The organism is uncultured Acetatifactor sp. (assembly GCF_948601915.1).
Classification (GTDB): Bacteria; Bacillota; Clostridia; order Lachnospirales; family Lachnospiraceae; genus Acetatifactor.
This window is the reverse complement of record NZ_CAPDXS010000017.1, coordinates 1-25,869: the sequence shown is the minus strand read 5'-3', so window position 1 is coordinate 25,869 and position 25,869 is coordinate 1. Positions and strand designations below refer to the sequence as shown.

The window sequence follows — 25,869 nt, the reverse complement described above, 5'->3', positions numbered from 1 at the left end:
CACTATCCCCTGCCTTTGTCCACGATTGCACTGCCTCCATGGGGATGGCAGATGACGCTGTTCACATAATACTGTATCCCGGTGCGCTGCCTCCCTATCAGGAAGCGGCAGTTGATGCGCTTCTGGATCACGCCGCAGCTCTCCCTGGTGGTATTCATCAGGAGCACCAGGTACTGGCCCTTGCCGTACCTGCTGATGGCGTCGCTGTGCCGCACGGAGTCCCGGATGGCCTCCTCCAGCCGCCCGGCGAGCTCCTCCAGCATCTGCCCGTCCCGCATAGGGTTGCCCTTGCTGTCCACAACCATGCACAGCATCAGGTACACGGACTGGCCGCCCCGCTCCAGCATCCTTGTCACCATGCGGTAGATGCCCTGGAACACGGGGTAGGCGCACAGATAGCCTCCCCCGCAGTCCGCCTGTCCCTCGGACAGCTTCCTCTGGATGTCGTCCAGCGCATCGTACTGATGCTCCATCTGGGCCCCCAGCTTGTTGAAAAGCTCCATCATCCGCTTGGAGGGCCGTAGGCCCTGCTCCCGGAAATAGAAGTCAACCGTGTCGTTGTACAGCTTCCTGGCATCCTCGTAGCGTCCCATGGCCACCAGCGCCTCCATGGTGACGGTCTCCCAGTCCGACAGAGGGCTGATGGACGTGGCATAATTGCCCAGCTCCCTCATCTGCGGGAAGTCCTGGCTGGCCCGCAGCAGCCTCACGGCCTCCTCCATGCAGGCACAGAATATGTTCCTGTAGCGCCTGGCCTCCCGGGCCACCCAGAAGACCGCCGCCTGCTGGGGCAGGAACTCCCCTGTATAGGCCCGGCAGGCCTGCAGGTACAGCCCCAGCCGCCTCTCCGGATCCGCCTCTCTCCCAGCCGCCTCATAGAGCGCCTCAAAGGCAGCCGCGTCCTCCCATACCGGCACCTCGGCCGTCCAGTAGCAGATGCCCTTCCTCTGCTCGATGTAGTTTAAGTCCGGCAGACCCGCTGCCCGCAGACGCCTCTTGGCATTGTAGATGACGCTCCTGGCCGCGTGGTGCACGTCCAGGATGTCCCTGTCCTCGAAGAGCACCCGCTCCAGCATGTCCCGGCTGACGCCCTCCCTGCGGTGGTGCAGCAGGAGCTGCATCAGATAGTTGAACTGGGACTCGCTGGTCTTCTTGCTCCCCGACACCAGCTTTCCGCCCCAGGACAGGGAGAAGCCGCCGAACATCTGCACCTGCAGGCAGAGCCCCTCCCCTTCTTCCCTTCTCTTTTCCATGTCCCCCCCTAATTCCCTGTCCCTCCGGCCGCTACCCTCTCCCCTGTCCGTCCGAAGGAGCCTCGCCTCCGGCGCTGTCCACGGGCACCAGCCTGCCGTGGAGCACGTATCTGGCATCGGTGAAGGCGTAGGCGCAGGTGGACAGCGTGACGTACCTCCCGCCGGCCTCCGGCTCTGTCCCTGCGGCAAAGTCCGACTGCTCCAGGCATCTCCCCAGGTACTCCGCAAGCTCCGGGCAGCCTTCCGTATAGATGGTATAGGTGTCCGAGTATCCGGAGGTGGTGTAGCCCGCGAATATGTCAATCCTGTAGTCGCCCTCCGGGGTCAGCAGCCACATCACGGGATGGGCCTCGTAGAACCCCGGCTCCGCCCACCGCTCCAGGCAGGCGAACATGGAGCCGTCCCGCATATGGTGGCCGTAGACGATGGTGTTGGCATCCGCGAAGCCCGGGCGGTTCAGGGCCTCCACGAAGAGGGAGCCCCCGGCGCTGTAACTGCCGTCGTAGGCGCGGTGCAGGTAGGCGTCGTCCTCCTCCCCCCGCAGCACGGGGTAGTCGATGGGCGTGCCCGGGCAGTACAGCCAGCCGCAGACGTCGCCGTTCACGGCCTGCAGGCCGGCGAAGTCCACTGTGATGGGCGGGCTGCCGGCGAAGGGAGCGCCCTGCCCCGCCGGGCCGCTCCCGGACATGCCGCTCCCCGTGCCCTCCCCCGGGCCGCCGGAGCCGTCTGCCCCGGCCCCATGGCTGGTGAACCGCGCCGCGGCCTCCTCGTAGCGCCGCGCGCTGGCCCGGTACTCCAGCCGGGCCACGATGATGTAGCAGACGGAGAAGAGGAACACCGCCCCCAGCGCTGCCGTCAGCGCACGCCTAAGCCTCCTGCCCATATGCGCCTCCCGCAGCCGCCAGCACGGCTTCCCCTGTGCCGCCCTCCGCCGCCGCCATAGGTCTGGCGGCCATGGCGGGCTCCGGCCGGGCCTCCGCTTTCCCCTGCCGCCTTCCACGCACTCCCGGGGACATCCCGGGCCCTGCGCCGCTCCCGGTGGCTGCCGCCAGCAGCCCTTCCTGTCCTTCCGCAGGCGCGTCCTTCCGCCCCTGCCCCCGGACCCCTGCCGCCTTCCCGGCATCCCCGTGCCGCTCCAGGAACTCGTCGAAGACCTGCTCCGCCTCCGCCCGGGCCCGGGCCGCCTCCTCCAGGCTGTCGAAGCTGCCCAGGTAGCGCGTCCTGCCCTGGAAGGTGATCTGGGCCGCCCAGCGCCCTGTCCTGCGGTTCCTGTAGACCCCACGGATCCCGCTCTGGTTGCTGGCGGACACGCGGCGGCTGCGGATGCTCTCGATGCAGGTCCCCTCCACGAAATGCCTGGTCCCCGCCGGATCCGACAGGCAGCCGCAGCTCCTCGTGTGCCCCGCCTGCAGGTTGGACTGGCTCACCACCGCGCTGCCGCCGCAGAGGCACCTGCAGCGCCAGTAGTGCTTCCCGCCCCGCCTCCCGTCGTAGGCCACCACGGTAAGGCTCCCGAAGGTGCGCCCCACCCAGTCCTTCAGGGCAATCCGCCTGCCCCTGTTCTTCTCCGGTCTCGCTCCCATCCCGGTGCCCTCCCTTCCTCTCTGTCCTGTCCCTGCCATCCTGCTCCTGCCCTTCCTCCTGTCCCTGTAATCCTGCCCTTGCCTCCGGCGGGCCGCAGACGTCCCTCTGTCCTGTCCTCACCGGTTCCGCAGCCGCCCGGCCAGCATGTTCAGCATGGCCCCGCAGGCCGCGAAGCAGATCAGGTACACCTTCCCCAGGGTGCTGGTATAGGCCTCCAGCAGCAGCCCCAGGACCGGGTAGTGGCAGGACACCCTCCCGATGAGCTCTCCGTACCGCACCGGATTCATGTCCTCCTGCTCATTGGCGTCCCCCTTCGTCGTGAACTCGCCCTCCACGGTCTGGTTGCGCACCACCCTGTGGGCAATCACCGAAGTGCCGCTGTAGAAGGCGATTACGTCCCCCTCCTCCACGGCCTCCGGCTCCACGGCCTGCACGTAGATCGCGCTGCCCACCGGAATCCCCGGCTCCATGCTGCCGCTGACCACGTTGTAGATCTGGTCTCCCCGGATTCGGGCCATGGCCGGCGGAAGGCAGGACAGAATCACGCTCAGAAGAATCAATGTGCCGAGTATGTTGCAAAGGGCGGGAATCAATCTCCCGCCCTTATTTTTTTCCTTCTGTCCCTCAGGTCTGCTGCTCATCTTGCTTCTTCCCTTTCCTGCGGGCCGTCACAATCAGCCAAATGCCGCCTCCCACCAGGGCCACCAGCACTGCCAGCATGCCTGCCTTCGCCGGTGTAGGGAGCATGGCCAGCGGCGTGGCTAGGTCGTCCAGGATGGACTCCGCCCAGCCGGAATCATCGCCGGGCCCGCCGTCCCCATCGCCTTCGCCGCCCTCTCCGTTGAAGCCGCCCAAAGGCGTATCCTCCTCGTCCAGGTCCTCGTACTCCTCCGGCTCCGCCAGCGGCGGTACCTCATCGTCCACCTCTACGACCTCCGGTTCCTGCTCCTCCGCTTCGGGCTCCACCACTGTCACCGGCCCGGGCTGTGCAGGCGCCACCTCAGGCTCCTGGGGCGGGGCAGGCTGCCCCGGCACTACCACCGTATTCGTATTGACCACCGTGGGGATCGGCGTATAGATGAAGGAGAACACATTCTGGGAGGCGTCCGCCACCAGGGTCTTGCCCAGGTTATAGGCCTGGGGCTGCCAGCCCTCGATGTACTGGTACGCCACCACCGGCTTGTCGCCTACGTTTCCGTAGTATATCGCGCTGGGGTACAGCTCGTTCCCCTGGCCGTCCACGTACCTGACCGTATAGGCCACGGTCTCGCCCTGTATGCCATAGGCCACCACAAAGTCCGCGTCCCCCTTCACCGTCACGGAAGGGGTGGCCAGCCTACTGCTGCCATTGTCCTCGCCGCTTACCCGGAAGCCCTTCCGGTAATATTTGCTGCCCTCGTTCAGGGCCACGCCGCCCTGTATGTCGAAGATGACCTGGTCGTCATATCGCAGTCCGCTGACCACGCACACCTCTCCGTTCTCGATGCTCACCTGGGCGCTGCTGCCCTTCACAATCCGCACCACCTCAGGCCCGATCGTCCCCTGGGCCCCTGCATAGAGTCTCAGCGTGTAGGAATACGCGTCCTCCGCCGCCTGTACTGGCTGGCACAGGTTCCAGGCCAGGCACAGCGCCAGCCCCAGGCCAAGCGCCTTCGCGCCGCCCTTCTGCTTCCTGCGCTCCTTCACCCCATAGACAGCCAGCAGCAGGAGCAGAAGCCCGCTGAGCCCGGCGGCTATGATGAAGGGAAGCAGGTCGTTCTCATCGCCGGTGCGCACGATCCTCGTCCTTGCGGAGCTGCTGTCATCGTCCGCCACTACCGGATTCCCGTTATCGTCTACCAGAATCGGGTCGCCGCTCTCGTCCACCACACGGGTCACCGTCTGATTGTTGATGGTGGTGGTGTCCACCGCGAAATTCATCTGCAGCCTGGCCAGAGTGTTCTGGTAATCATTGCCCTGGGTCTCGCCGTCCAGCGCCACACGCAGGGTGATGACCCCCCGCTGGCCCGGATTCAGGGTGTCCAGATAGAGATAGTCCTCCAGGCCGCTGGTGGCGGACTTCAGGCCTACGCGGCTCCCGTTGTTCTCGCCGCCCACGGTGTCGCTGGTGAACAGGACTTCCTGCACGCCGTTCGGATCCGTGTAAGCCAGCTCGTACTCATAGGCGCCGCCGCTGGCGTTGCTCCCCGTGGTCTCCTCCAGGGACTGGAGCACCTCATTGGTCATATACCAGTTGGCCGCCGCCGGATTCTCGTTCTTCAGGTTCAGAGTGATGGTGATGTCATCCCCCGGCTGCAGCCCGTAGACCGCGCTGTCCAGATCCGAGCCGGCATAGTCGCTCTCCAGCTTGTTGTCCTTGGTAAAGGATACGTTCCTCTCCGAGGTCAGGGACTCCGCCCGTGCCGTCGCCGGCATGAAGAAGAGCAGCCCTGCGAGAAGAAGGTATCTCATCGTCTTTTTCCTCATTGCCTCTCCCCTCCTAGTTCAGGCTCAATACGCCATTGTTCACTGTCACCCTGCGGCCCCATGCGCTCCAGATGGCATCCTGAGCGTTGTGCTCCTGCACCGCGTCCACCTTGGCCTCCACGCAGAACCGGGCCCCATCGTACTCGTATATGGTAGTGATGGTGGTATAGCCGCCGGAGGAGACGGAAGTCTGCCGCACCCTGCCGGCGATGTCCCCATCGATCGTAAGCGTATCCGTGAAGGCCGGGGTGCTCTCCCCTGTGCCCAGCAGACCGCTGTAGTACAGGACGGTGCGCTCCGACGTGGAGGCCTCCCCGTCCAGGATCCAGCCGCTGCCCACATTGGCCAGGTTCAGCCCTATCAGGTCCGGCGACAATGTCGTCAGCTTCTCCCCGTCCTCATCCGTCCAGTATTTATAGATGCTGACACGGACATATTCGTTGATCGCGCCGCTGTTTTGCACGCTCAGGACTTCCGGATAGGCCTTCCCGAACTTCAGGCTCTCGCCCTCCGGAATCAGTCCCGTCAGGAGCTCCCCCCGGACCCCCGCGCCGTTCTCCAGCAGCGTGACCCCAATCTCCTCCAGCCTGATGTCCGAGGAATAGTCATCGGAGAAATAGGTCAGCGCAGCCCTGGCCCCGCCTACGGAGCTGAACAGCAGCAGCCCTGCCGCCAGCACGAAAGCCGCTATAGTCGTGACGGGAGATGTCAATATCTTCTTTGCCTTCTTCATCCCTTAAGCGCCTCCTTCCACCGGCCCGGACTTCAATTCCTCCGTCCAGTCTATCTCCCAGGGCTTCAGCTCATTGCCGTCCCCGTCATATCGGACCGGAACGGACTCGTAGACTACCACCACGTTGAAGCCGTCCCCGTCTTCCACTTCCTCGTCCACCGGGAAGGTGATCCTGACCTCCAGCTCGCTGGTCTGTGAAGCCACCGTCCCCTCCGCCGTCTCCTGCCTGGCGGGCAGGGACTGGCTGTAATAATGATAGCCGTCCCCTCCGTCCACCCACAGGCCGGAGGCATCGCTGTAGCTCAAAGGATAGCCGCTGCCGCTGAAGGCGGTGGCCCGCACGTACACGGGCTGCAGGCTGTCATTGGTGATGGTGAGCCTTTTCGTGCTGTCCGAGAACCGCTCCACCACCCGGGTCTCATTGCCCAGGTCTATGGCATGGCTGCCCGAGGCGCTGGTGTAGGTGGTGAAATATGACCAGGCGCTTCCCACGGAAGCAGTCAGAATCAGTGCTGCCGTCATGGCGCAGGCCGTGGCTTTCACGGCCGCCAGTATGTTCCTTTTCTTCATCTCGCCCCACCCCCTTATTCAATCGAAGCATTGGGGCCCGTGACCACCGTCCAGCTCCAGCCACTGTCCGTGCTGTAGCTGAACTGGTTCGTCACCGAACCGCCATTCTTGCCGGTGCCGTCATATACGTTCCTGAAGGATACGGTATTGTTCTCAAAGCCTGCCTCACCGGGCTTCGCAGCGCTTGCGGTAAAGCTCCTCACCGCTTGGCCGCCCTCCGGCTCATAGACCGTGCCGGAGTATATTTCCGTCACCGTCACCTGGGCCCCCACGGGAATCCTGGCCTGCTGCAGGGCATACCTGCCCTCCGCCCCTTCCGGGAACTCGGCCGCCAGCAGGACGCCCTTGCTCCCCGGGCCGTCGAAGGTGAGGGACGCCACATCGCTGTACACCGTCCTGCCGTCCAGGCTGGCCTCTATGGAGAAGACGAAGGTGGCAGGGCTTCCCGCCTGGAAACTCGCCAGGGTCTTTTCGATGGCCAGGGCGGCGAACCGCTCCTGCACCTCGGGCTTGAGCACTACCGACGGCCCGTAGTCCCAGTCGCCGCCGTTGGAGGGCATGATGTTCCCCTCCTCGTCCGGCTCCTTCGTGGGCAGGGAGATGAGCTGGGGCACATAGGAGAATACATAAGATTCCGAATACGCCACCGTGGTCAGCAGGGATTCCGCGGCAGCCTCCCGGCCCTCCACGGACTCCGCTGTACGGAAGACGTATTCCTCCGCTGTCAGCCCTTTCCCTCTGGCGACCACCAGGTAGAGGCCCGTGGTCAAGTCGGCGGCGGTGAGCCTGTCGTTCTGCAGATCCTCCACTGTGGCATCGGGCTGGCGGGCGCCGCCTAAGGCGATCTCCGCCGCCTGCTGGGCCAGTTCCTGCCAGTCTTCCCTGGAGGCGGCATCGTTCAGGGCCAGGCCCGCGTAGGCCGCCTGGGACTCCCCTTCCGTGCTGAAGGAGTAGGCGTCGTACCCTTCCACCGGAACCGCGTCCGCCACCTTGTACAGGTCTAAGGCCACCTCGGGCATCTCCACAGGGCCGCCTTCCATATTCTTGGGTTCCACCGTCACCGTCAGGCTGCACATGCCGTCCAGCTCCACCGCATGCGCCGTCCCGCCAGGCATCAGAGCTCCGGCCACGCAGCCTGCCGCCAGTATGGATGCCGCCATCAGGCACAGCAGACGGCTCCTCTTCTTTCTTTTCATGGGCATTTCCTCCTTTAAGATCGGTTCTTGTTTATGGTTCATTGTGATTCATTGTCCTTCTTGAACTCTTCCAGCAGCTCCTCCCCTGTCTTCCTGGACTTCTTCCTGTCGGAGACTGCCAGCATAATGACCAGGGACACGAACAGGAGCGGAATCCCTACCGCGGGAATCACGTAGTAGCTGGGGATTCTCTGGGCTTCCGCGCCGACTACGATGACGATGTCGTCTATGTTGTCGATGCGGTGGCCGCGCACCAGCATGCGGTGGGAGTTGATACCGTAAGGGGTACATGTGACTAAAGTGCAGTAGTCCATGCCGGAGACGATGGACAGCTCATCCACCTCGTGGGGAAGCACGATTCGAATCTGATCCACCTGATACGTAAATACCTCTCCCAGGACAGTCATGGTGAAAATGTCCCCTTCCCTCACCTTATCCAAATCCGTGAAGAGCCTTGCCGAGGGCAGTCCCCTGTGACCGGACACGATGCAGTGGGAACCCTCTCCGCCTACCGGCAGGGACGACCCTGCCAGATGTCCTATCGCCACCTGCAGAACCGCTTCCTCGGTTCCATGGTAGATGGGCAGATTCACATCAATGGACGGAATCTGGATATAGCCCATGATACCTGTTCCGGTCAAATCCAGCAGCCCCTCATACTCCGCATATTCCTCGTCCGTCAGCTTGAAATGGATTCCCATGGCCAGGGAGGCATTGTATTGCTTTGCCTCTTCCATCATCTGCTGCTTGGCTTCTTCGTCCATGTTCTGCACGACCTCTTCATAGCTGGCAATCGCGCGGGACGCATGCATGGAGTTCCACCAGTCGCTGACCGTTGGATAAAGCATGATTCCCATGCCTGCTATCAGCAGAATCCCCAGTATGAAGTTCGCGATAGAACCCTTTTTGTTTTTCTTTGTACGCTTTCTCTCTTTCACATATCTGCCTACTATCTTAATTTAATCGATGGCGGCCCCGGCAGGGCTATGCCATCCCTTTGCTGACCTTGGCCGGACTCTGTGCCAGAATCCGTTGCTCACCGCACACCACGGGAAGGTGCCAGCCTTGATGCGGCATCCCCGGGAGGGGCGAAACGCCCACCCCCGGAAAAAAGTATAATAATTCGGAGTCGTCTATTCTTATGACTGTTCTTACTGCTCCTTGCTGATGCGCTTCTTGGTGATCAGGAGGATGCCCGCGCCTACTACCAGAAGTCCGCCTACCACGTAGAAGATCGTGGTACCGATGCCACCGGTGGAAGGAAGCATGTTGCCCGATAAGTTTGCAATCTCGCTCACAAAATTGTTATTCGCATCAACTACGACTTCCACACGCTCTGTTAATTTATTGTAACCAAGCGGTGCATCTGTCTCTTCGAGGTAATACTTATCTGAATCTACACCTTCAATCGTAATATTACCCGTGGCAAGAGTAACAATTTTATTATCTGTGGCCATCGTATAACCTGTAGGCAATTTAGCCTCATCGCTTACGACCCGATAAGTTGTACCGTCCTGTGATACTGCAAGCTTTAACGCTTCTCCACCAGTTGGCTCTGTATACAGCTGGAACTTAGCATCTGCCAGAGGATTCTTCTGCTCATCTGTCCCATCATATTTGTTAATCTGGAACTTACGAGTATTGGTCGTGGTTTTGATTTCTGTGCCAGTCTCGCCATTATCGCCCCAGGTAATCTTAGCAGTGTTCGTCTCAGGGTCAATCACTTGAGCCGCATCGTTCAGAACAGCCGTATAGCTTATATAGAGGTTTGTGCTAGCCGCTGTAAGGCTCTCAACATAAGTATTGGTAAATGCAACCTGGAAAGTATCCGTTCCGGGACTAGGTATGCTTACGGCATAGTTTCCAGCATCAAGTTCCTGTGTAAGAGCTTCATCTGTGTAAACCTTCACACTGTCTACCCCAGAAAACGTCAATCCTGAAGTCATGGTATCGTGATACACAACGTTTATAGAGTTCTTTGCAATGGAAACTTTACCACGGAATGAAATCGTATCACCTATTTGGGCATCATTTTCTGTTCCCCAGCTGTTACCCTCTTGAACCTTTTTATCTCCTGTGTTTTCGTTATTTTTTTCCTGTATAGTCTGGTCTCCATTGTTCGGAGTCGATCCAACAGTTGCAGCAGTACCATACGTAGAAGTAATCAGATAGTAACCACCTTCAAGTCCACTGAATGTTACCCCATCTGCTGTTGCCGTTTGCACAGCAAGCTCAGTCTTTGAAGCTGCCGCCGCTGCCGCTGCTTTCCCAAAGGTTTCCATGTCTGCCGTACTATTCTTCCATACGACATAGGTATTTGATCCTACGCTGTTTGTCTGAATATAAGCAGCACCTGCCCCCTGCCCAGTCCAGAAATCCTTCCAGTCCTCATTGAGCGTATAGCTGAATCCGTCATACGCATTGGTGGTCGTGTTCTGATGAACAGCTAAATCCAACATCTTATAGATTTTGTAGGTTTCTCCTTCTTTTGCACCAGCGACAGTGATTGAATTCGTGCCCCCTGCTGGAGGTGTCACAGGCTCAGAACTCGCAGAAGCAGTGACCGCCATGCCGAGGCACATGACCATGGCCAGGGCAAATGCTAATAATTTCTTGATTTTCTTCATGATTTCTCCCTTTCTTTGAATTGTGTCGTTTGGTTGATGAGTTGCTTATTCCGGAAACAGCTGCGGCGTTGCGATATTTGTTTCGCCGTTCTGGAGGCTTATTTCTTTGACCTCCTTTCACTTTTTCTTCGCCTCATGCTGTATCCATACATCAGGAATGCGGCTGCTGTCACCAACATCGTACCCCCGATTGTAAACTGTTTGACTCCCATGCCGCCGGTTTCAGGAAGTTCGTATCCGGCGCTGTTGGAAATATAAATGCTATAAGTTCCGTCTGTCTCTGTTATCGCACTACCCATCGTCACGCCATTGGGCAGAACCGTGATAACGAATGCGTTTTCCGGTAAGTTGAATCCATCCGGCGCTTTTGTCTCGACCAACCAGTAGGTTCCGACCTGAAGCTTACCAGAGTAAATCACACCCTCCAGTTCCATCCCGCCGACTGTTTCTGTCCTGGAAGTCCAGCAGCTTATGGGGGTAATGCCCTTATTCTCCAGAGCTTCCGGATCCTTGTCATATACCTCAAAGATCGCGCCATCCAGATAGACGGAGTCCCCTTCCAATGCTTTCTTGCGAATCAATACCTGCTGGACATTCAGCTTATCTGTAATCTTAATGGTCGGAATCTCTGTAATGCTTGTGTCAATTGCAATCCCTTCTCCACTGACCTTAACCTCATCAACGCCGACTTCAATCATGACAGAGTTCTTTAAACATCCGTAGTCCTCTGGCGCGGTAATTTCCTTCAGCCAGTATGTTCCGGTTTCTAATTCACCTCCAAAAATCATGCCATGCCGATCTTCGACTAGGGCGGAAGTCCATGTATACAGCAGCTTTGCGGTCTGGTCTGTGTCAGGGTCTTTATCATAGACCTCGAACACCGCTCCATCCAGGAAAACTTCCTGATTGTCCGCATCTTTCTTCTCCGCTATTTTCAGGATCTGCACCTGTTGTCCCTTGATTTTGTTGGTTATCGTATAGACTTTTACCTGTTCCGTAGATTTGTCAGGATTTTCGATTGTCCCCTCTGTAACTACGGCATCGCCTGCAACAACATCTGCGCTATCCTTTTCAGGCAAATCTATCACATACTTGTCGGGTACGCTTTTCTCTGTACATGCAATGTCAACTGCTGTGCTGGGTACTGTGACAACTTTCGTCCACTCCTCTCCCGGCAAAAGTTCAATCTCCCGGGCAACAGTTTCGCCTCCTACCTTATACGTAAGTGTAAAGGTTATTTTTTCCGGGCGAGCATTGGCTTTATTGTCATTATCAATCCACTCTTTCTTCAATATGATTCGTGGCGATTTTATATTGACGACCGTACTTTTCTCGCCGGTTTGAATCATGTTTTCGGGCTTATTGTTTTCTTTGTCGGATACTAATGTCTTATCCTTTGTATAGCACAGCGTGACTGACGGAATTACATCTTCTGACTTCCCATAGCCGTCCGGAACCGTTGTCTCTTCAATCGTATAAGTTCCCCATGGCATGTCAGTGAACAGAACTTTGCCGTCTGCGCCAGAGGTGGCGGTATACGTCTTTCCTTTTCCATCGCCATCTGTACCTGTTGCGGTAAAGACCGCACCTTCAAGGACGCCTAATTTGTTTCCGTCTTTGTCCCGTGCCGTTTTGGTCAGTTCATGGTCATAGAGCAGGCCGCGGATCTGGGGTACTGAAAACTCTACTGTCTGCCCATCATCATAAGTTAATGTAGCCGACTCGTTCACCGGATAGCTTTCTGGAACATCAAGTTGATTCTTAATGTCATCAGGGGCACTATTCATATTGTCTGCACAACTGTTAAATCCCTGCTTTGTTACATCAAGCCTTACTCTATATACTAACTCCGCTACATTCAACAACCATGTTACCTTTCTCTCATTGCCATTCTCATTAGTTGTTGTCACATCTGTCTCCGCGTTTGTCTTCGCTGCCGGAACCCATGTCAATATTCGCCCAGCCGCATCTATTCCAGTTCCCTCTCCATAGTCTCCACCAACTATACCCAGAAATTCAATATTATCACCCATGCTGTCACTTACTGTTCCCAGCGATACAATCTCAGATAAATTGGTTTCAAGGTGTGTCATCGCATCTTTTGACAGTTGTACCGTTTGGTTACCACCCTTTTTAACTTCCAATCCCAATAAAATGAATTTGCCTCCACCTGCATCCAAGTAAAAAGTTGCATTGTTTGCCTGGCTCCAATATAAGTCGATTTTATCTACCAGCACCTTACCTTCAGGATCCAATATAGTAAATTTAGCTGAGTTTGAATATTTGGCCTCTCCTGACACTTCAACATCTTTATTTCCTGTCATACCACTTACTACTGTCCCGATATTCTCAGAGTGAAAATTATTGGATGTGGTAGCTTTGTATACAGCTATTTCAAAATACTTTTCAAATAGCTCTTTCATATCAATAGAAAGGTACACCAGAAACTCATTCTCTACATCCGTGGGTATTACATTCTTCTGGACACGGACTTTACCGTCACTTGAAGAAGTTTTATTCGACGGTTCGTTCCCTGCATATCCCTGATCCACTATCTGCCAGTCATTTGCTGCCGACGATGTCAAATACCCCGCGACAGATATATGCGTCCCCGAACCGCTCCCTCCGGTTCCGCTTCCCGGTTCCTCCGCCAGCGGTGCCGCGCTTGCCACCATAGTCGTGACCACATTAGACGCGCTTGCGGAAAACGTCTGCATCCCCGAGAACAAGGCGACTTCCTGCCCCTCCGAAACAGCCTGGCTGCTTAGAACCTCTCCGCTGTCCTCACTGTTCAATACCATCACCGCACTTCCGGCTTTCTGTGCCTTCACGGCGTTATTGTACTGAATCTCTACCTTCACATTGCCTGTCTGCTTCTTCTGTTCGGAACTGTCCACTACGGAAATCTCGAACACCCTGGCGGAGAAGACTTCCATTTCTTCATCCTGCTGATCGTTTTTCTTTTTAATTGCCCCTTCGCTGTTGTTCAGGTATTTGCGGTATCTGTTATTGCCGCTTTCTGCATCACCGCCATTATCCTTAATCTCATTTACCACAAGTCTGTCTGACTTTAGAAACGCTTCCTCGGTCTCCCCGGTAACAGTGAACGATACATCTCCTGCTGTAGCAGTAAGTGTTTTAGTCGTCTTCTTTTTTGGCGCCTTAGTCGCCACCACCGTAGATGTCACAGAAAAGCTGTCCTGGGTAAACGCGAAATCGCTTCCTTCCCCCGCCTCTGTCACAGCCGCATCCAGGACTTCCGTCCCGTCCTTCGCGAAGTGCACTGCCGATGCCGTGGCATCCTCGCCGAGCTCCACCGCGTCCTTATAGCTGATGCGGATGTCCACGGCCGCTCCGGGCACGGGCTCTATCTTCTCGCCGTCTACCATGAAGGCGATGTCGAAGAACCTGGCGAAGGAAACCTCTATCTCATCCTCCGTGTCCGCGTCTTCCCGGGCTGCGCCCGTTCCCTCTTCCGCGGATGCCTCATCGCTTTCTCCGGCCATGGCCGCCAGCATCTGTCGGTAATAGCTGTCGTACTCCTCGGTTCCCTGCAGAATCTCCCGGACGCTCAGCCGCGCGCCCTCCGGAATCCCGGCGTCCTCGCCATAGGCGGCAGTGACGGTGTAGTCGCTCCCCTCTGCGGTCAGGACATCAGCGACGCCCTGCAGCTCTCCGTCAGCTTCCGTCTCCTCGGATGTTTCGCCGTCCTCCGGCTCTGCGTCGCCGTCTTCCTCCTCGGACTCCAGTGCTTCGGTGGATTCCTGCGCCTCGCCGGACGCTTCCTTATTTTCAGAGGCTTCCTCGGATTCCGCGGTCTCCGGCGCTTCCTCACCAGGCTCTATAATCTCGAAGCAGCCTTCCCCGTGTACATGCTCCAGCAGCTCTGTCTCGCCGCAGATCAGGTTGCCGTCCTTGTCGTAGCAGCTTGCCTTGTCATGGGTATGCAGCTCCAGCTCTCCGCATATGGTGACGGTCTCGGTCTCATAGCACTTGTCTGTATGGGTATGGGCGCCCTCTCCCTCAGGAATCTGGCAGGTCAGCTCCTCGCTCCAGGCATGGCACTCGTCCGTATGGACATGGGCGCCTTCCGTCTGGCCACAGGTCAGCTCCTCGCTCCAGGCGTAGCACTGTTCCGTGTGGACATGGGCCTCTTCCGTCTGGCCGCAGGCCAGCTCCTCACTCCAGGCGTAGCACTCGTCTGTATGTTCGTGGCCCTCTTCCGTATCGGTACAGGTCAGCTCGCCCTGCACCCTTATATAGCACTCCGGGCCATGCTGGTGTCCCGCGCCGTCCAGGCCGCAGGTCAGCTCGCCCTGCACCCTTGTATAGCACTCCGGGCCGTGCTGGTGCCCCGCAGTCTCCTGGCCGCAGGTCAGCTCGCCCTTCACTTTTGTGTAGCACTCCGGGCCGTGCTGGTGCCCCGCGGATTCCTCCTGGGTGCAGACAAGCGTCTTCTGCTCTTCGAAGCATGCGGCGTCATGCACATGGGGCTCCTTCTCCGGCAGCGCGCACACCAGCGCGCCGTCCTCCCCGTAGCAGTCGTCGTTGTGGACATGGACGGCATAGTCTGCCTGCCCGCAGGTCAGCTCCCCTTCGCTGTCCCGGCACTGCTCGGTATGCCGGTGCACCTCCAGCTTGCAGGTGAGCACCTTCTCTTTGCGGTTCAGCGCCTGGCCGCTCATGGTGAGCGCCGCTACTGTCCCCGCCGTGACCAGCACGGCCAGGCACAGGAACGATACCAGCCAAAGCTTATATTTCTTCTGCTCCCGCAAAATTCTTGCAGCCTGTCTCTTTAAAGATTCCATCGTGCCTCTCCTTCCTTATATCTAAACTCCATTGGTTAGTTTATCAGCCCTAATCCGTCCAGCGGCCATATCCGGAACACTATCCGCCCTACCACGCCGCTGTCGCTTATGCACCCCACGGCGCTGCTCCGGCTGTCCACGCTGGTAGCCCTGTGGTCGCCCATGACGAAGCATTTCCCGTCCGGCACCTGGCAGGGCAGCTCGATGTCGCACTTCCCCAGCGCCTTCTCGGCGATGTAGGGTTCCTCCAGGGACTCCCCGTTGACATATACATTGCCATCCCCGTCTATGTCCACCCAGTTCCCCGCCGAGGCTATGACCCGCTTGATGAGGATCCTGTTGTTATAGTAGAAAGCGATGACGTCCCCGGTCTTGAAGCTGGAATTGGACAGCGCCACCACGATGTCCCCGTCCTGCAGGGTCTGTGTCATGGAAGTTCCGTCTATCTTCAGGACCGGCAACAACAGCACGGCTATCAGCACCGCGGCCGCGGCCACCACCAGAAGGGAGAATGCGGTATTCCGCAGGACTTTGCCGTAACGGCTCCTGTACCGCGCTTTCGCAAGCTCCTCTTCCAGCTCTTGCACCGTGGGAATCCAGGGCCGGTCTGCCGGTTCGCGTCCCTGGGCGTCCAGCTCCGACAGCTCCATGGCGTCCAGGTCGAATATCTCTATCTCCGTGACGGATACCGCTGCCCGCCCCCATGGGGGCTCTCTGTGTCTGCGCCTCATGTAAAAGTTCCTCTGTGCCGTCCCTTCTGTTCGTTACCTCATAATCGACATTACGTGGTAGTCTGGCATCAAAAAAGCATAAAAAGAAAGCGAAAACCTGTTTTAGGCAAAAGTTTAGACGCATCTTTTGACTTCGCATCTGTTATAGTAAGGTTACTGACAACAGAAAAACAGCCATACATATCATATGGCTGTGGGAAAGGTTGCGCCGGGAAAAATACTTTTCAGAAAATTTCCCTCTGGATATTGAATTTTCATATCCGCAAGAGTATAATGGTGCAAGGATGGAGAGGTTATTTTTTGGATTTACCGCATAATGTCGATTATGCGGTATTTTTGTCGGCCAGCACCAGCCCCAGCCCTTCCAGGCGCCGCTCCTGCATCTCGCAGCTAATGAGGGTATAGATCCTGGTGGTGTTCACATTGGAGTGTCCCAGCAGGTCGGCCAGGTGGCAGATGTCTTTCTCTACATTAATAATAGGTCACCGCGAAGAGGTGCCGCAGGTTGTGTGGGAACACCTTCCCCTCCTCCACCCCGGCCTCCTGGCATAGGGCTTTCATGGCGTGGAGGATGTTGCTGCGGTCCATGGGCCTGCCGCCGCGGGTCACGAAGACGCTTCCCGCCGTGATTCCTGCCTCCCGCACGTACCGCTTCAGCTCCCGGCACAAGTCCAGCGGCAGGATTACCGTCCGGGTCTTCCCCTTCAGGGACACCGCCGCCCGTCTGCTGTGGAGGGAGGACACGGTGATGTAGGACAGCTCGCTGATCCGGATGCCCGTGGCGCAGATGGTCTGCATCACCAGGCACAGCCGCCTGTCCCCGCGGCTCCTGGCCGCCTCAACCAGGCGCACGTACTCCGCCTTCGTCAGCTCCAGCTCTCCAGACCGGAACACTGCCTTCTGCACCCGGAAGGTACGCACCGTGCAGTCCCCGCGCTGCAGGAACCGCAGCAGGCTGTTCACCGCCGCCAGCATGGAATTGGCGCTGGACACCGCGTACCGCTTTGACAGATGCTCCTTGTAGCGGATGGCCGCCTCCTTGGTCACCGGGGCGTCCCCCAGGAAGGCCGCGAAGGCCCTGGCGTCCCGCATGTACTTCTCCAGGGTGGCTTTGCTCTTCTCCTCCTCCCGCAGCTTCTCTTCAAATCGTTCCATAACCTTCTTATCTAGTGTAAGTCCCATCTGTGCCCTCCTCCTGTCCCTGCCTTCCGAACCGGGACGAAAATACCTTCATCGTACCATCCTTCTTTCCGTTTGTCATCCCCGATTCAGGGAATCCTGTAAAACAGATGGCAGGGTCTTTGATAGGTGCAGACTGGTCTGGTAAAAAAGTCCTGTTCTGGCTCTTTCATACAGTCCACTTTTCCGCTACACTGTCATTGACACAGTGAGGCCACACAAATATAAGTCATAAGGAGATAAATGAGATGAACAGGAAAAAGGAAAAAGAATCGGGAAAAGCAGAGAAGCAGAAAAGCTACGGCCTGCTGATGATCGGGGCCGTCCTATTGATCGCGGGCATCCTCTTTTCCGTATACGCCTACAACACCAGCTACCAGGAATCCACCGTCACAGGCGCGCAGCTCTCCGAGGTCAAGGCCCAGATCGGCGCCGTAAAGGAGGGGACGCAGGAAGGGGACTTAGAGGCCCTCACCGCCCAGTCAGAGCAGCTCTCCGCCGAGAAGCTGTCGCTGGAGCGTCCCTATTCCTACGGCCTGACGCTTGTATTCTTCGCCATCCTGCTGACGGCCAGGGGAATCTACAATGCGGCCATCGGCAGACGCAGGGCCCGGCAGGCGGACGTAAAGCGCCTTGCCCAGGCGGGGCTGCTGGCGGCCCTTTGCTACATCGGCTTCGCCTTCTTCAAAATCGACATCCCCGTAGGGCCCGAGAAGACCGCCTTCCATTTCGGCAATGTGTTCTGCGTGCTGGCGGCCCTGCTGCTGGGCGGCTACTGGGGCGGCCTGGCCGGGGCGGTGGGCATGACCATCGCCGACCTGACCACCTCCTATGTGACCAGTGCGCCCAAGACCTTCTTCCTGAAGCTGTGCATCGGGCTGATCGTAGGGCTGGTGGCACACGGAATCTGTCATCTGAACCAGGCCCGGGACGGCAGGAAGGTGGCCATGGCCACGGTTGCCGCCGCCTTCTGCGGCATGGCCTTCAATATGGTGGCCGACCCTCTGGTGGGGTATTTCTATAAATCATACCTGCTGGGCGTGCCCCAGGACATCGCGTCGGCGCTGGCGAAGATCGCCACCCTGACCACAGGGGTCAACGCCGTCGTGGCGGTAATCGCGGCCTCCGTCTTCTATCTGGCCCTGCGGCCGGCGCTGCGGAAGTCCGGGCTGTCCGTGGAAATCTGAGTGCTGAACGAACCCTCGAAAAAGCCTGCAGAGAGGCATATCCGCTCTGCAGGCTTTTTTGCAAACTTTTTTATCTTCACTCCATGAACCGCATGTCGATGTATCCCATGGAACATTCCAGCTTTACCTCCCTGGACGCGCCGTTGTCGATCTTCTTCTCCTGGCCAAGGCCCGCATACTCCCATTCCCCCAGGTTGATGGCGCCCATGGCGCATTCCAGCTCATAGTTGAAGTCGCTCTCCCGGCCCCGCACCGTCATGTCCACGCTGCCCATGGAGCAGTTCACATCGGCGCCGCGCCTGATATCCGCCTCGGTCACCACGAACGCCCCCATGCCTACCTCCACTTCCAGCTCATCTGCCTCCAGGGTGCCCAGGTCGATGCTGCCCACTCCCACGCTGACCTCCAGATTCGAAACCTCCGCCCTGTCGTACACGGTGATCTGGCCCGCGCCCACCTCCAGCGACGCGCTGTCGGCGTACAGCGTCCCGAAGTCCATCTCCCCGGCCCCCAGCTCCATCTCTACCTCATGGAACCGATAGTCCCTGGGCAGATACAGGGTGATCCGGCAGTCCCACGCGTCCGAGGGCAGCTTGCTGGTGGATTTCACATACAGGGTATCGCCGTCCACATAGCCCTGGAACTTATAGGCATCCTCCGCCTCCAGGTACAGGTTCCCGTCCGGGGAATCCGCTGTCTGGAGCCAGCAGCCTCCTATGTCGATGTCCAGGTTCCTGATGTCCTTCCCGGGGCAGAACCTCTCCACATCTCCATTGAAGACATGCTTATCGCTGGAAAACTCTACCTCGTGGTCATCTTCAGGCCAATCCATGTCGTCGTATCGGCCTTCATCATAGCTGTAGTCCATGGCACTGTCCGCGACTTCGTCTATGGTGTCGGTCGAGCCGTCAAAGTGCAGGTCCATCATATCCAGGATCCAGCCTCCCAGGCCATGCCTGCCCCAGCTCCTGACGCTGTCGGAATCTATCCGCACCTTTCCCTTCGTGGCCTGCTCCACTGCCCGGGCGATGGCCATGTCCCCTGCAATCCTGCCGCCCACCACCGCCAGCACCATCCCTGTTACCCAAAATATCAATGCTGTGATCGCACAGCCTTTCATGAATCTCTTCATTATTATATCCAGTCCTTTCCGCCGCGGCTGCCGCCAGCCTCAGCTCCCGCGACTCCATCCTATCTGCCGGCCAGCGCCAGGCATTTGCGCTTCACAAAGCCGAACAAGCCAAAAATCCCCCGGAAGATGGCGGGCGTGACGATTCCTGCCATGGCCACAGTCAGCATCATCAGCAGTATGCCGAAACACCCCACCAGCAGGCCCGCCCCCACCAGGGCTATCCCCACCCATGGATTGATGATCAGGCAGAGGATGCCTACCACCACCAGCACCAGGAATAGGATCAGCAGGGCAAGCGCGCCCACGCCGAGGCCAAGCATGGTGCCGAACCACCCCAGCAGCAGCCCTAAAATCCCCATGAACACGCCGCCGTACACCGGGAATCCGAATACCAGCACTGTAATCAGCAGGGCGATGGCCCAGGCGGGCATGGCTTCCTTCCTCTCCTTTTCAGGCTTCTCCCCGAACCACCCGGCAGTGTCATGGCTCCACCTGTAGGCGTCCTCCTCCGGCGGGGCGCTTTCGGCGCTCCGCCCGTATCCCTCAAAGGGGTTCCAGCCAGCCCCATTGGACTCTGTCCGGGCCTGTGCGCCGCCCGGGCCGCCTCCGCCGTCCCGGGCAGCTCCGGCGGGCTCCCCGGCAGCCCTGTCCTCCCGGCCCGCGGCGAATTTCCCGCGGCCGTCACCGGCGGCGGCCGTGCGTCCGGCATCCGCCTCCTCCCCGGCGTCCGCTTCCCCGCCCGGCTCGCTCTGGCCGTACTCCATCAGCGCCCGGTCGGAGGCCTTTGCCTTGCCCGCGGGCTTCTTCCCATAGCCGCTGTCCAGGAGGTCGCGCTTGATGTTCTCCGCCACCCGGGCCGGGTTGCCCAGCGCCTCTATGACCTCCTGCTCGTTCTCCGCCCCGGCGTCATCGAAGTAGTCATTGTAATACTGAATCGCCTCCTCCCGCTCCGTGGGTGCGATGCCCGTGAGCAGGCTTTCCAGTTGTTTCATAAAATCTGCTCTGTTCATAGTCCTATCCTTCCCTCAAATAATCCCGTAATTTTGTCAGCATACCTCCGCCATTCGCTCTCGTACAGATGCAGCTGCGCCCAGCCCCTGCTGGTTACCTTATAATAGCGCCTGTTCCTGCCCGCGCATTCCATGTCATAGATTTCCAGGCATTCATCCTTCTGCAGCCTCCGCAGCACAGGATAAAGCGTGGATTCCGACAGCTCGATAACCTGCCTGACCTCCTGGGTGATCTTGTACCCGTAGGTCCCCTCCGGCTCCTTGGACACAACGGCCAGCACGATGGCATCCAAAAGCGCTGCGCCTGTGTTAAATACCATTCGATCCGCTCCTTACCTTCCGTAACACTATACCGCCATGCAATATTATATGGCGTATAATATTAGCTGATGCCTATACTATACGCCATATAATATCATATGTCAACACTATTTTTTCGTTTTCCGCCAACTTTTTTCATCGGCTTTTCATTGACCGGTTCAGTTCTGTTTTCCGGCTTTTTCGAGGCCTTTTTGTGGATAACTTGATCCGAATGTCATTTTATGGAAGGCCCATCCCCAAAAAATCCACAAAATCCACAGAGTTATCCACATTTACACATCTGTCATTTTTGATACACTGCATGTCATTTCCACATTTCCCCTCTGGCGGCGCTCCTCCCTCCACAGGCCCCGGGCCGGATACTGCGGATGCCACGAGCCCTCACAGCCACTCGTTCCAGAAGCGCTCCACCCGCTTCGCGACCTCATTGACCGTCACGGTCTCGAACCGCTCCCACTCCCTGGGGAAGAGCCTACGGTAGGCGGGCGCAAGGAAGCGCTCGTCCAGCAGGGCGATGATGCCCACGTCCTCCGCGGTGCGGATGACCCGCCCGGCAGCCTGCAGCACCTTGTTCATGCCGGGATACCGGTAGGCATAGTCGAAGCCGTTCTCCGTCCCGGCATCGAAGCATGACTTCAGGATCTCCTTCTCCTGGGAGACCTGGGGCAGGCCGGTGCCTATGATGATGGCCCCGATCAGGCTGTCGCGCTTTAGGTCGATGCCCTCGGCGAATATCCCGCCCAGCACGCAGAAGCCTATGAGGACGCGGTCGGGGCCTTCCTCCGCACCGCCTGGGGCAACCCCTGTGGATGCGTTAGGGGCAACCTCCGGAAATGCACCTGGGGCAACCTCTGGAGATGCGTTAGGAGCAACCTCCGGAGATGCGCCTGGAGCAACCCCTGGAGATGCGTTAGGAGCAACCTCCGGAGATGCACCTGGGGCAACCCCTGGAGATGTGCCTGGGACAACCCCTGGAGATGCGCCTGGAGTAATCTCCGAAGATGCGCCTGGTGCGGCGCGGAAGCGGTCCAGGAAGGCCTCCCTGTCCTCCTCGCTCATGGACTCGCTCTGGAGGATGCACTCCCTGCCCTCTCCCCCGAAGTTATCCACATACTTCCCGTGGACAATCCGCAGGAAAGCGTAGGAGGGGCAGAAGACCATGTAGTTGCCATGGCGGTTCTTGACGATTTCCTCGATGTAGCGGGCGATGCACTCATATTCCTCCTCGGAGCGCCTGGTGTACTTGCTGGTCACATCGGCTGCGATGAACAGCCCCCGCCTGTCCGGCTGGAATACGGACCTGGCGTAGACCTCATAGTCCTCCGGCTCCCCGCCCAGCAGCTTCTTGTAGTACTGGATGGGCAGCAGGGTGGCGGAGAACAGGATCGTGCTGCGCCCCCGCCGCATGCAGCTTCTCAGGTTCCCGCCCGGGTTCACGCACAAAAGCTTCAGGAAGAAGCTGCCGTCATCGCATAGCTGGGTGTACTTCACATAATTCTCGTCCAGCAGGTCGTAGACGGTAAAGAAATGGCTCACCGCGAAGTAGAATTCCAGCAGCCGCTCCCGGACGGGCAGCTCCCCCTCCTCCTGCTCTGACAGATAGTCCTCCAGGACGGTGCGGAGCCGCATCAGGCTCTCCGTGAACGCCTCTATGCTCTCCACCACGCAATAGTCCTCGCACCGGCGCTTCAGGGCCAGGAGCTCCCGGTTGCATTTCTCCAGATGGTGCACCAGCTTCTCGCCGTATCCCTGCCTGGCCAGGACGCTCCTGGCCCCACAGCCCCCGCCCGGATTCCCATAGGCACCATCCCCGCAGGCGGTCTCCGGCAGGCCAGAATCGTCGCCGGAGGCTTCGGCACATCCCCCTCCTTCCAAACCGTCCAAAATATATGACACATCTGTCGAAACAAGTGTCATATTTAAGTCCATCTGGCCGGAAACCTCCGTGTTTTTGCCCCTTTTCCGCTTCCTGTCCTTTTGTGACGCAAGTGTCTTTTTTAATTCCCTGGACAGCTCCAGGAACGCCTCCTTGTACAGGACGGCGCTGTACATCTCCCTGCCCCGCTCCAACAGATTGTGGGCCTCGTCGATCAGGAAGATGTAGTTCCCTGCCGCACCCTCCCCGAAGAAGCGCTTCAGGTACACATGGGGGTCGAAGAGGTAATTGTAGTCGCAGATGACGGCATCGGCGAAGAGGCTGGCGTCCAGGCACATCTCAAAGGGACAGACCATGTGCCTGGCTGCATAGGCCTCGATGGTCCCTCTGTCGAAGCGCTCCTCCCGGTTCAGCATGTCGAACACGGCATCGTTCACCCTGTCGTAATGTCCCTTTGCGTAGGGGCAGAAGTCCGGGTTGCACTCGGTCTCCTCCATGAAGCAAATCTTCTCCTTGGCGGTGAGGATGACGCTCTTCAGCCGCAGCCCCTTGCCCCGCAGGATGTCTATGGCCTCCTCCGCCACTGTCCTGGTGATGGTCTTGGCAGTCAGGTAGAAGAGCTTCTCCCCCATCCCCTGCCCCATGGCCTGGACGGCCGGGTAGACGGTGGAGATGGTCTTGCCCACTCCCGTGGGGGCTTCCAGGAAGAGTTTCTTCTTATGATAAATCGTCCTGTACACATGGGACGCCAGTTCCCTCTGCCCCTCCCTGTAGGGGAAGGGGAACTCCAGCCCCCGGATGGAATCCCCGCGGATGCCCCGCCACTTCCAGGAATAGTCCGACCATTTCCGGTAGGCGGCAAGCAGTCCATCGAACCATTCCGTCAGGCTGTCAAATCCGTACTCCTCGTGGAAATATCGAATCTCCCCGGAGGGCATGTGGCAATAGGTCAGGCGCACGCCCACCCTCTCCAGCCCCTGGCGCGAACCGTACAGATAGGCGTAGCACTTGGCCTGGGCCATGTGCAGCGGCAGGGGGGCCTTCAGCCTGGCGATGTCTCGGTAGGTCCCCTTAATCTCGTCGACGGTGACCTTGCCGTCCTTATGGATGATGCCGTCCGCCCGCCCCTCCACGCTGAGCATGTAGCCATCGGCGGGAAATGTCATCTTCAGCGGCACCTCGGCCTGGTATTCCGCGCCCATCCTGCGCTGGATCATGCGGTGGACGCGGCCGCCCTCCTGCATGGCGTTATCCGGCGATACGTGGCGGCGGTTGTCGATGTCCCCGTGGCGCAGGATGAATTCCACCAGCCTGCGCACGGATACGCGCACCTCCTCCAGGGGTTCCGCTCCTTCGGGTAAGGCCGACTCTTTCGTCATGTACGGCTCTTGGGGCGAACCTGTCTCTTTCGTCATATCCGGCTCTTGGGGCAAACCTGCCTCTTTCGTCATATCCGGCTCTTGGGGCGAACCTGTCTCTTTCGTCATATCCGGCTCTTGGGGCAAGTCTCCCTCCCAGGTCAGAGCCTCCTGTCCGATCAGATCCGGCCCTCTTTCGACCACACTTATATCTTCCATTTTTCCTGCCCTTTCCTCTCCCATCGCCCTGCCCCCTGTATGTGTCCTTGCTTCTCCCAATAATACCTACTCGCGTCACTAAGGAATTGTCAAAAAATTATTTTTGACAATTCCTAAAATCTGCCATGTCACCCGACTCACGAACGGAAAGCCGCATGAATCGACCGCAAACCTGACCTCTTGCGAACATATGCACATGGCTGACAATATTTATCGAACTATATAAACGGCATTTATACTGCTTAACGCTTTCACTTGCCGTGAAACCAGACTGCATAACGCTGACTGGTTCAATCGCATGATTACATTAGACAGCATTCAGCGTTATGCAGTATAATTCTTGCCAGCCACATAGCACAGCCGGTCATGCCGTTTATCCGGTTTTGGCAAGATTTAATCGCTACATATATAAACTGTATAACAATTGGACGCTTCTGCAATACCAGGCAGAAAGCGGTAAAAGTATACGTTTATAAGTATAGCACAAAACTCCCCGCTCAGATAGCACCGAATCTATCTGACGCGGGGAGCCCTTTTGCATTTTGTCACTGGAACTCCACCATATATTCCCGGAACCGCAAAGGCAGCATGCCTCTCTGGAGCTTCCGGTTCTCCCGTCCCTCTACGGTTATGGTATGGCAGAACTGCCGGAAAAGCTCCTGATACTCCCGTTCCCTGTCCGAGTAGCGAAGGTTCTGCGGCCTGTCCGCTTCCTCCCCCCGAAGCAGATACCAGGGCTTCCCGGCCGGATGTATCCCGAACAGATTCCGCTTCTCGTCATAGATGACGAAGTTCTCTATGGGCAGCCTGTCGGCGAAATGGGGCATAACGAAGACGACCACGTCATTCTTCGGCCCTATCCTGGAGAACAGCATGCCGTTTTCCAGTTCCTGGAACCTTAGAAACTGCAATTGGTGGCCCACCTCCGTGGACACGCCCCGGGCCAGCGCGAAGGCCCTGTGCACCCAAACGTCCGCCAGATTGTCGAAGAGATGCCCCGGGCGGCACCTCCCCCGCAGCCCCTGTACCACGGTGCGGTAAATCGCCTGCGCTTTCCCCTCGTCCTCCGAGGCCAGCGCCATGGCCAGCCGTTCACAATCCTCCCTGCCGAAGCGCCGCTCCAGAGTCCGCATGACTTTGCGGGTCTTCTCCTCGTCCGCCGTCACGGGGATGTCCTCCGCAAACAGCAGGGGATCGTCCGTGAGGCTGAGGATTGTGTCATCGTGATTCCGCTTCTCCTCATACGCCTGGTAGATTGCCGTGAAGACGCTCTCCAGGGTGTCCTCGCATCTGTATACGATCATGGGCATTTCCTTTCTCCCTCTTTTTTCTCTGTATCCATTTCCGGTTTCCTCCGGGGCATATGCCGCGTCTTCCGCAATGGGCTGTGTGTTCTCTGGGTCTGTCGCCTGCATTCAGCCTCTTTCAACCACCGCCTTGCATGGCTATCCCTCACAACTCCTCCGCTGCCTTGTACGGCTATCCCTCACAACTCCTCCGCTGCCTTGTACAGCTGCCCCCTCACAACTGCCCCCACCGCTGCCTTGCATGCCTGTCCTTCACAACTGCCCCCACCGCTGCCTCGCATGCCTGTCCTTCACAACTGCCCCCACCGCTGC

19 protein-coding genes are annotated in these 25,869 nt (G+C 58.3%); 1 reads left to right on the top strand and 18 read right to left on the bottom strand.

Features of this window, described 5'->3' with window-relative positions; translation table 11 throughout:
* Positions 1-2: 2 nt before the first annotated feature.
* The 13 genes from Q2B33_RS04550 to Q2B33_RS04490 form a co-directional block, all read right to left on the bottom strand.
* Positions 3-1,253: a BTAD domain-containing putative transcriptional regulator gene (locus Q2B33_RS04550; protein WP_300564163.1), complete on the bottom strand. Its 1,251-nt coding sequence runs from the start codon at positions 1,251-1,253 to the stop codon at positions 3-5.
* 31 nt (positions 1,254-1,284) lie between these two features.
* Positions 1,285-2,136, bottom strand: coding sequence for a class B sortase (locus Q2B33_RS04545; protein ID WP_300782663.1), 852 nt, complete (start codon positions 2,134-2,136; stop codon positions 1,285-1,287).
* Positions 2,120-2,875, bottom strand: a complete 756-nt coding sequence (locus Q2B33_RS04540) for an AP2 domain-containing protein (RefSeq protein WP_300913881.1) — start codon at positions 2,873-2,875, stop codon at positions 2,120-2,122. The genes Q2B33_RS04545 and Q2B33_RS04540 overlap by 17 nt, the downstream gene beginning before the upstream one ends.
* Positions 2,876-2,953: 78 nt before the next feature.
* Positions 2,954-3,478 (bottom strand): signal peptidase I, encoded by a 525-nt coding sequence (locus Q2B33_RS04535; protein ID WP_300782668.1) that lies wholly within the window; start codon positions 3,476-3,478, stop codon positions 2,954-2,956.
* Positions 3,462-5,303 (bottom strand): hypothetical protein, encoded by a 1,842-nt coding sequence (locus Q2B33_RS04530; protein ID WP_300782671.1) that lies wholly within the window; start codon positions 5,301-5,303, stop codon positions 3,462-3,464. Before Q2B33_RS04530 ends, Q2B33_RS04535 begins: the two co-directional genes overlap by 17 nt.
* 13 nt (positions 5,304-5,316) lie before the next feature.
* Positions 5,317-6,036, bottom strand: coding sequence for a hypothetical protein (locus Q2B33_RS04525; protein WP_300564155.1), 720 nt, complete (start codon positions 6,034-6,036; stop codon positions 5,317-5,319).
* A gap of 3 nt (positions 6,037-6,039) precedes the next feature.
* Positions 6,040-6,606, bottom strand: a complete 567-nt coding sequence (locus tag Q2B33_RS04520) for a hypothetical protein (protein ID WP_300564153.1) — start codon at positions 6,604-6,606, stop codon at positions 6,040-6,042.
* A 14-nt stretch (positions 6,607-6,620) separates the two neighbouring features.
* On the bottom strand, positions 6,621-7,802 hold the full coding sequence (locus Q2B33_RS04515; protein ID WP_300791358.1) for a hypothetical protein: 1,182 nt from the start codon (positions 7,800-7,802) through the stop codon (positions 6,621-6,623).
* Between the two features lie 38 nt (positions 7,803-7,840).
* Positions 7,841-8,740 (bottom strand): class C sortase, encoded by a 900-nt coding sequence (locus Q2B33_RS04510; protein WP_300564149.1) that lies wholly within the window; start codon positions 8,738-8,740, stop codon positions 7,841-7,843.
* Positions 8,741-8,953: 213 nt separating this feature from the next.
* Positions 8,954-10,429 (bottom strand): SpaH/EbpB family LPXTG-anchored major pilin, encoded by a 1,476-nt coding sequence (locus Q2B33_RS04505; RefSeq protein WP_300771471.1) that lies wholly within the window; start codon positions 10,427-10,429, stop codon positions 8,954-8,956.
* A 98-nt stretch (positions 10,430-10,527) separates the two neighbouring features.
* On the bottom strand, positions 10,528-15,237 hold the full coding sequence (locus Q2B33_RS04500) for a collagen binding domain-containing protein (RefSeq protein ID WP_300797346.1): 4,710 nt from the start codon (positions 15,235-15,237) through the stop codon (positions 10,528-10,530).
* Positions 15,238-15,272: 35 nt separating this feature from the next.
* On the bottom strand, positions 15,273-15,968 hold the full coding sequence (gene lepB, locus Q2B33_RS04495) for a signal peptidase I (protein WP_300783784.1): 696 nt from the start codon (positions 15,966-15,968) through the stop codon (positions 15,273-15,275).
* 471 nt (positions 15,969-16,439) lie between these two features.
* A complete protein-coding gene (locus tag Q2B33_RS04490) occupies positions 16,440-17,150 on the bottom strand; it encodes a tyrosine-type recombinase/integrase (protein ID WP_330687805.1) in 711 nt (236 codons plus the stop codon).
* A 590-nt stretch (positions 17,151-17,740) separates the two neighbouring features.
* Here Q2B33_RS04490 and Q2B33_RS24485 point away from each other — a divergent pair.
* The gene (locus tag Q2B33_RS24485) at positions 17,741-18,334 is read left to right on the top strand and encodes an ECF transporter S component (protein ID WP_300564186.1); all 594 of its coding nucleotides are present in this window, start codon (positions 17,741-17,743) and stop codon (positions 18,332-18,334) included.
* A 76-nt stretch (positions 18,335-18,410) separates the two neighbouring features.
* Here the strand turns inward: Q2B33_RS24485 and Q2B33_RS04480 are convergent, their stop codons facing one another.
* The 5 genes from Q2B33_RS04480 to Q2B33_RS04460 all read right to left on the bottom strand — a co-directional run bounded on the left by Q2B33_RS04480 (position 18,411) and on the right by Q2B33_RS04460 (position 25,554).
* Entirely contained in the window at positions 18,411-19,466 is a 1,056-nt protein-coding gene (locus tag Q2B33_RS04480; RefSeq protein ID WP_300783786.1) for a DUF4097 family beta strand repeat-containing protein, read from the bottom strand.
* 59 nt (positions 19,467-19,525) lie between these two features.
* Positions 19,526-20,458, bottom strand: coding sequence for a hypothetical protein (locus tag Q2B33_RS04475; protein WP_300783788.1), 933 nt, complete (start codon positions 20,456-20,458; stop codon positions 19,526-19,528).
* A 14-nt stretch (positions 20,459-20,472) separates the two neighbouring features.
* Positions 20,473-20,796 carry a PadR family transcriptional regulator gene (locus Q2B33_RS04470; protein ID WP_296459007.1) on the bottom strand — a complete coding sequence of 108 codons (324 nt, stop codon included), beginning with the start codon at positions 20,794-20,796 and terminating at the stop codon, positions 20,473-20,475.
* Positions 20,797-21,178: 382 nt separating this feature from the next.
* Complete coding sequence (locus Q2B33_RS04465) at positions 21,179-24,250, bottom strand: ATP-dependent DNA helicase (protein WP_300564133.1); 3,072 nt, start codon at positions 24,248-24,250, stop codon at positions 21,179-21,181.
* Between the two features lie 545 nt (positions 24,251-24,795).
* Entirely contained in the window at positions 24,796-25,554 is a 759-nt protein-coding gene (locus Q2B33_RS04460) for a TIGR03915 family putative DNA repair protein (RefSeq protein ID WP_300804623.1), read from the bottom strand.
* Positions 25,555-25,869 lie beyond the last annotated feature (315 nt).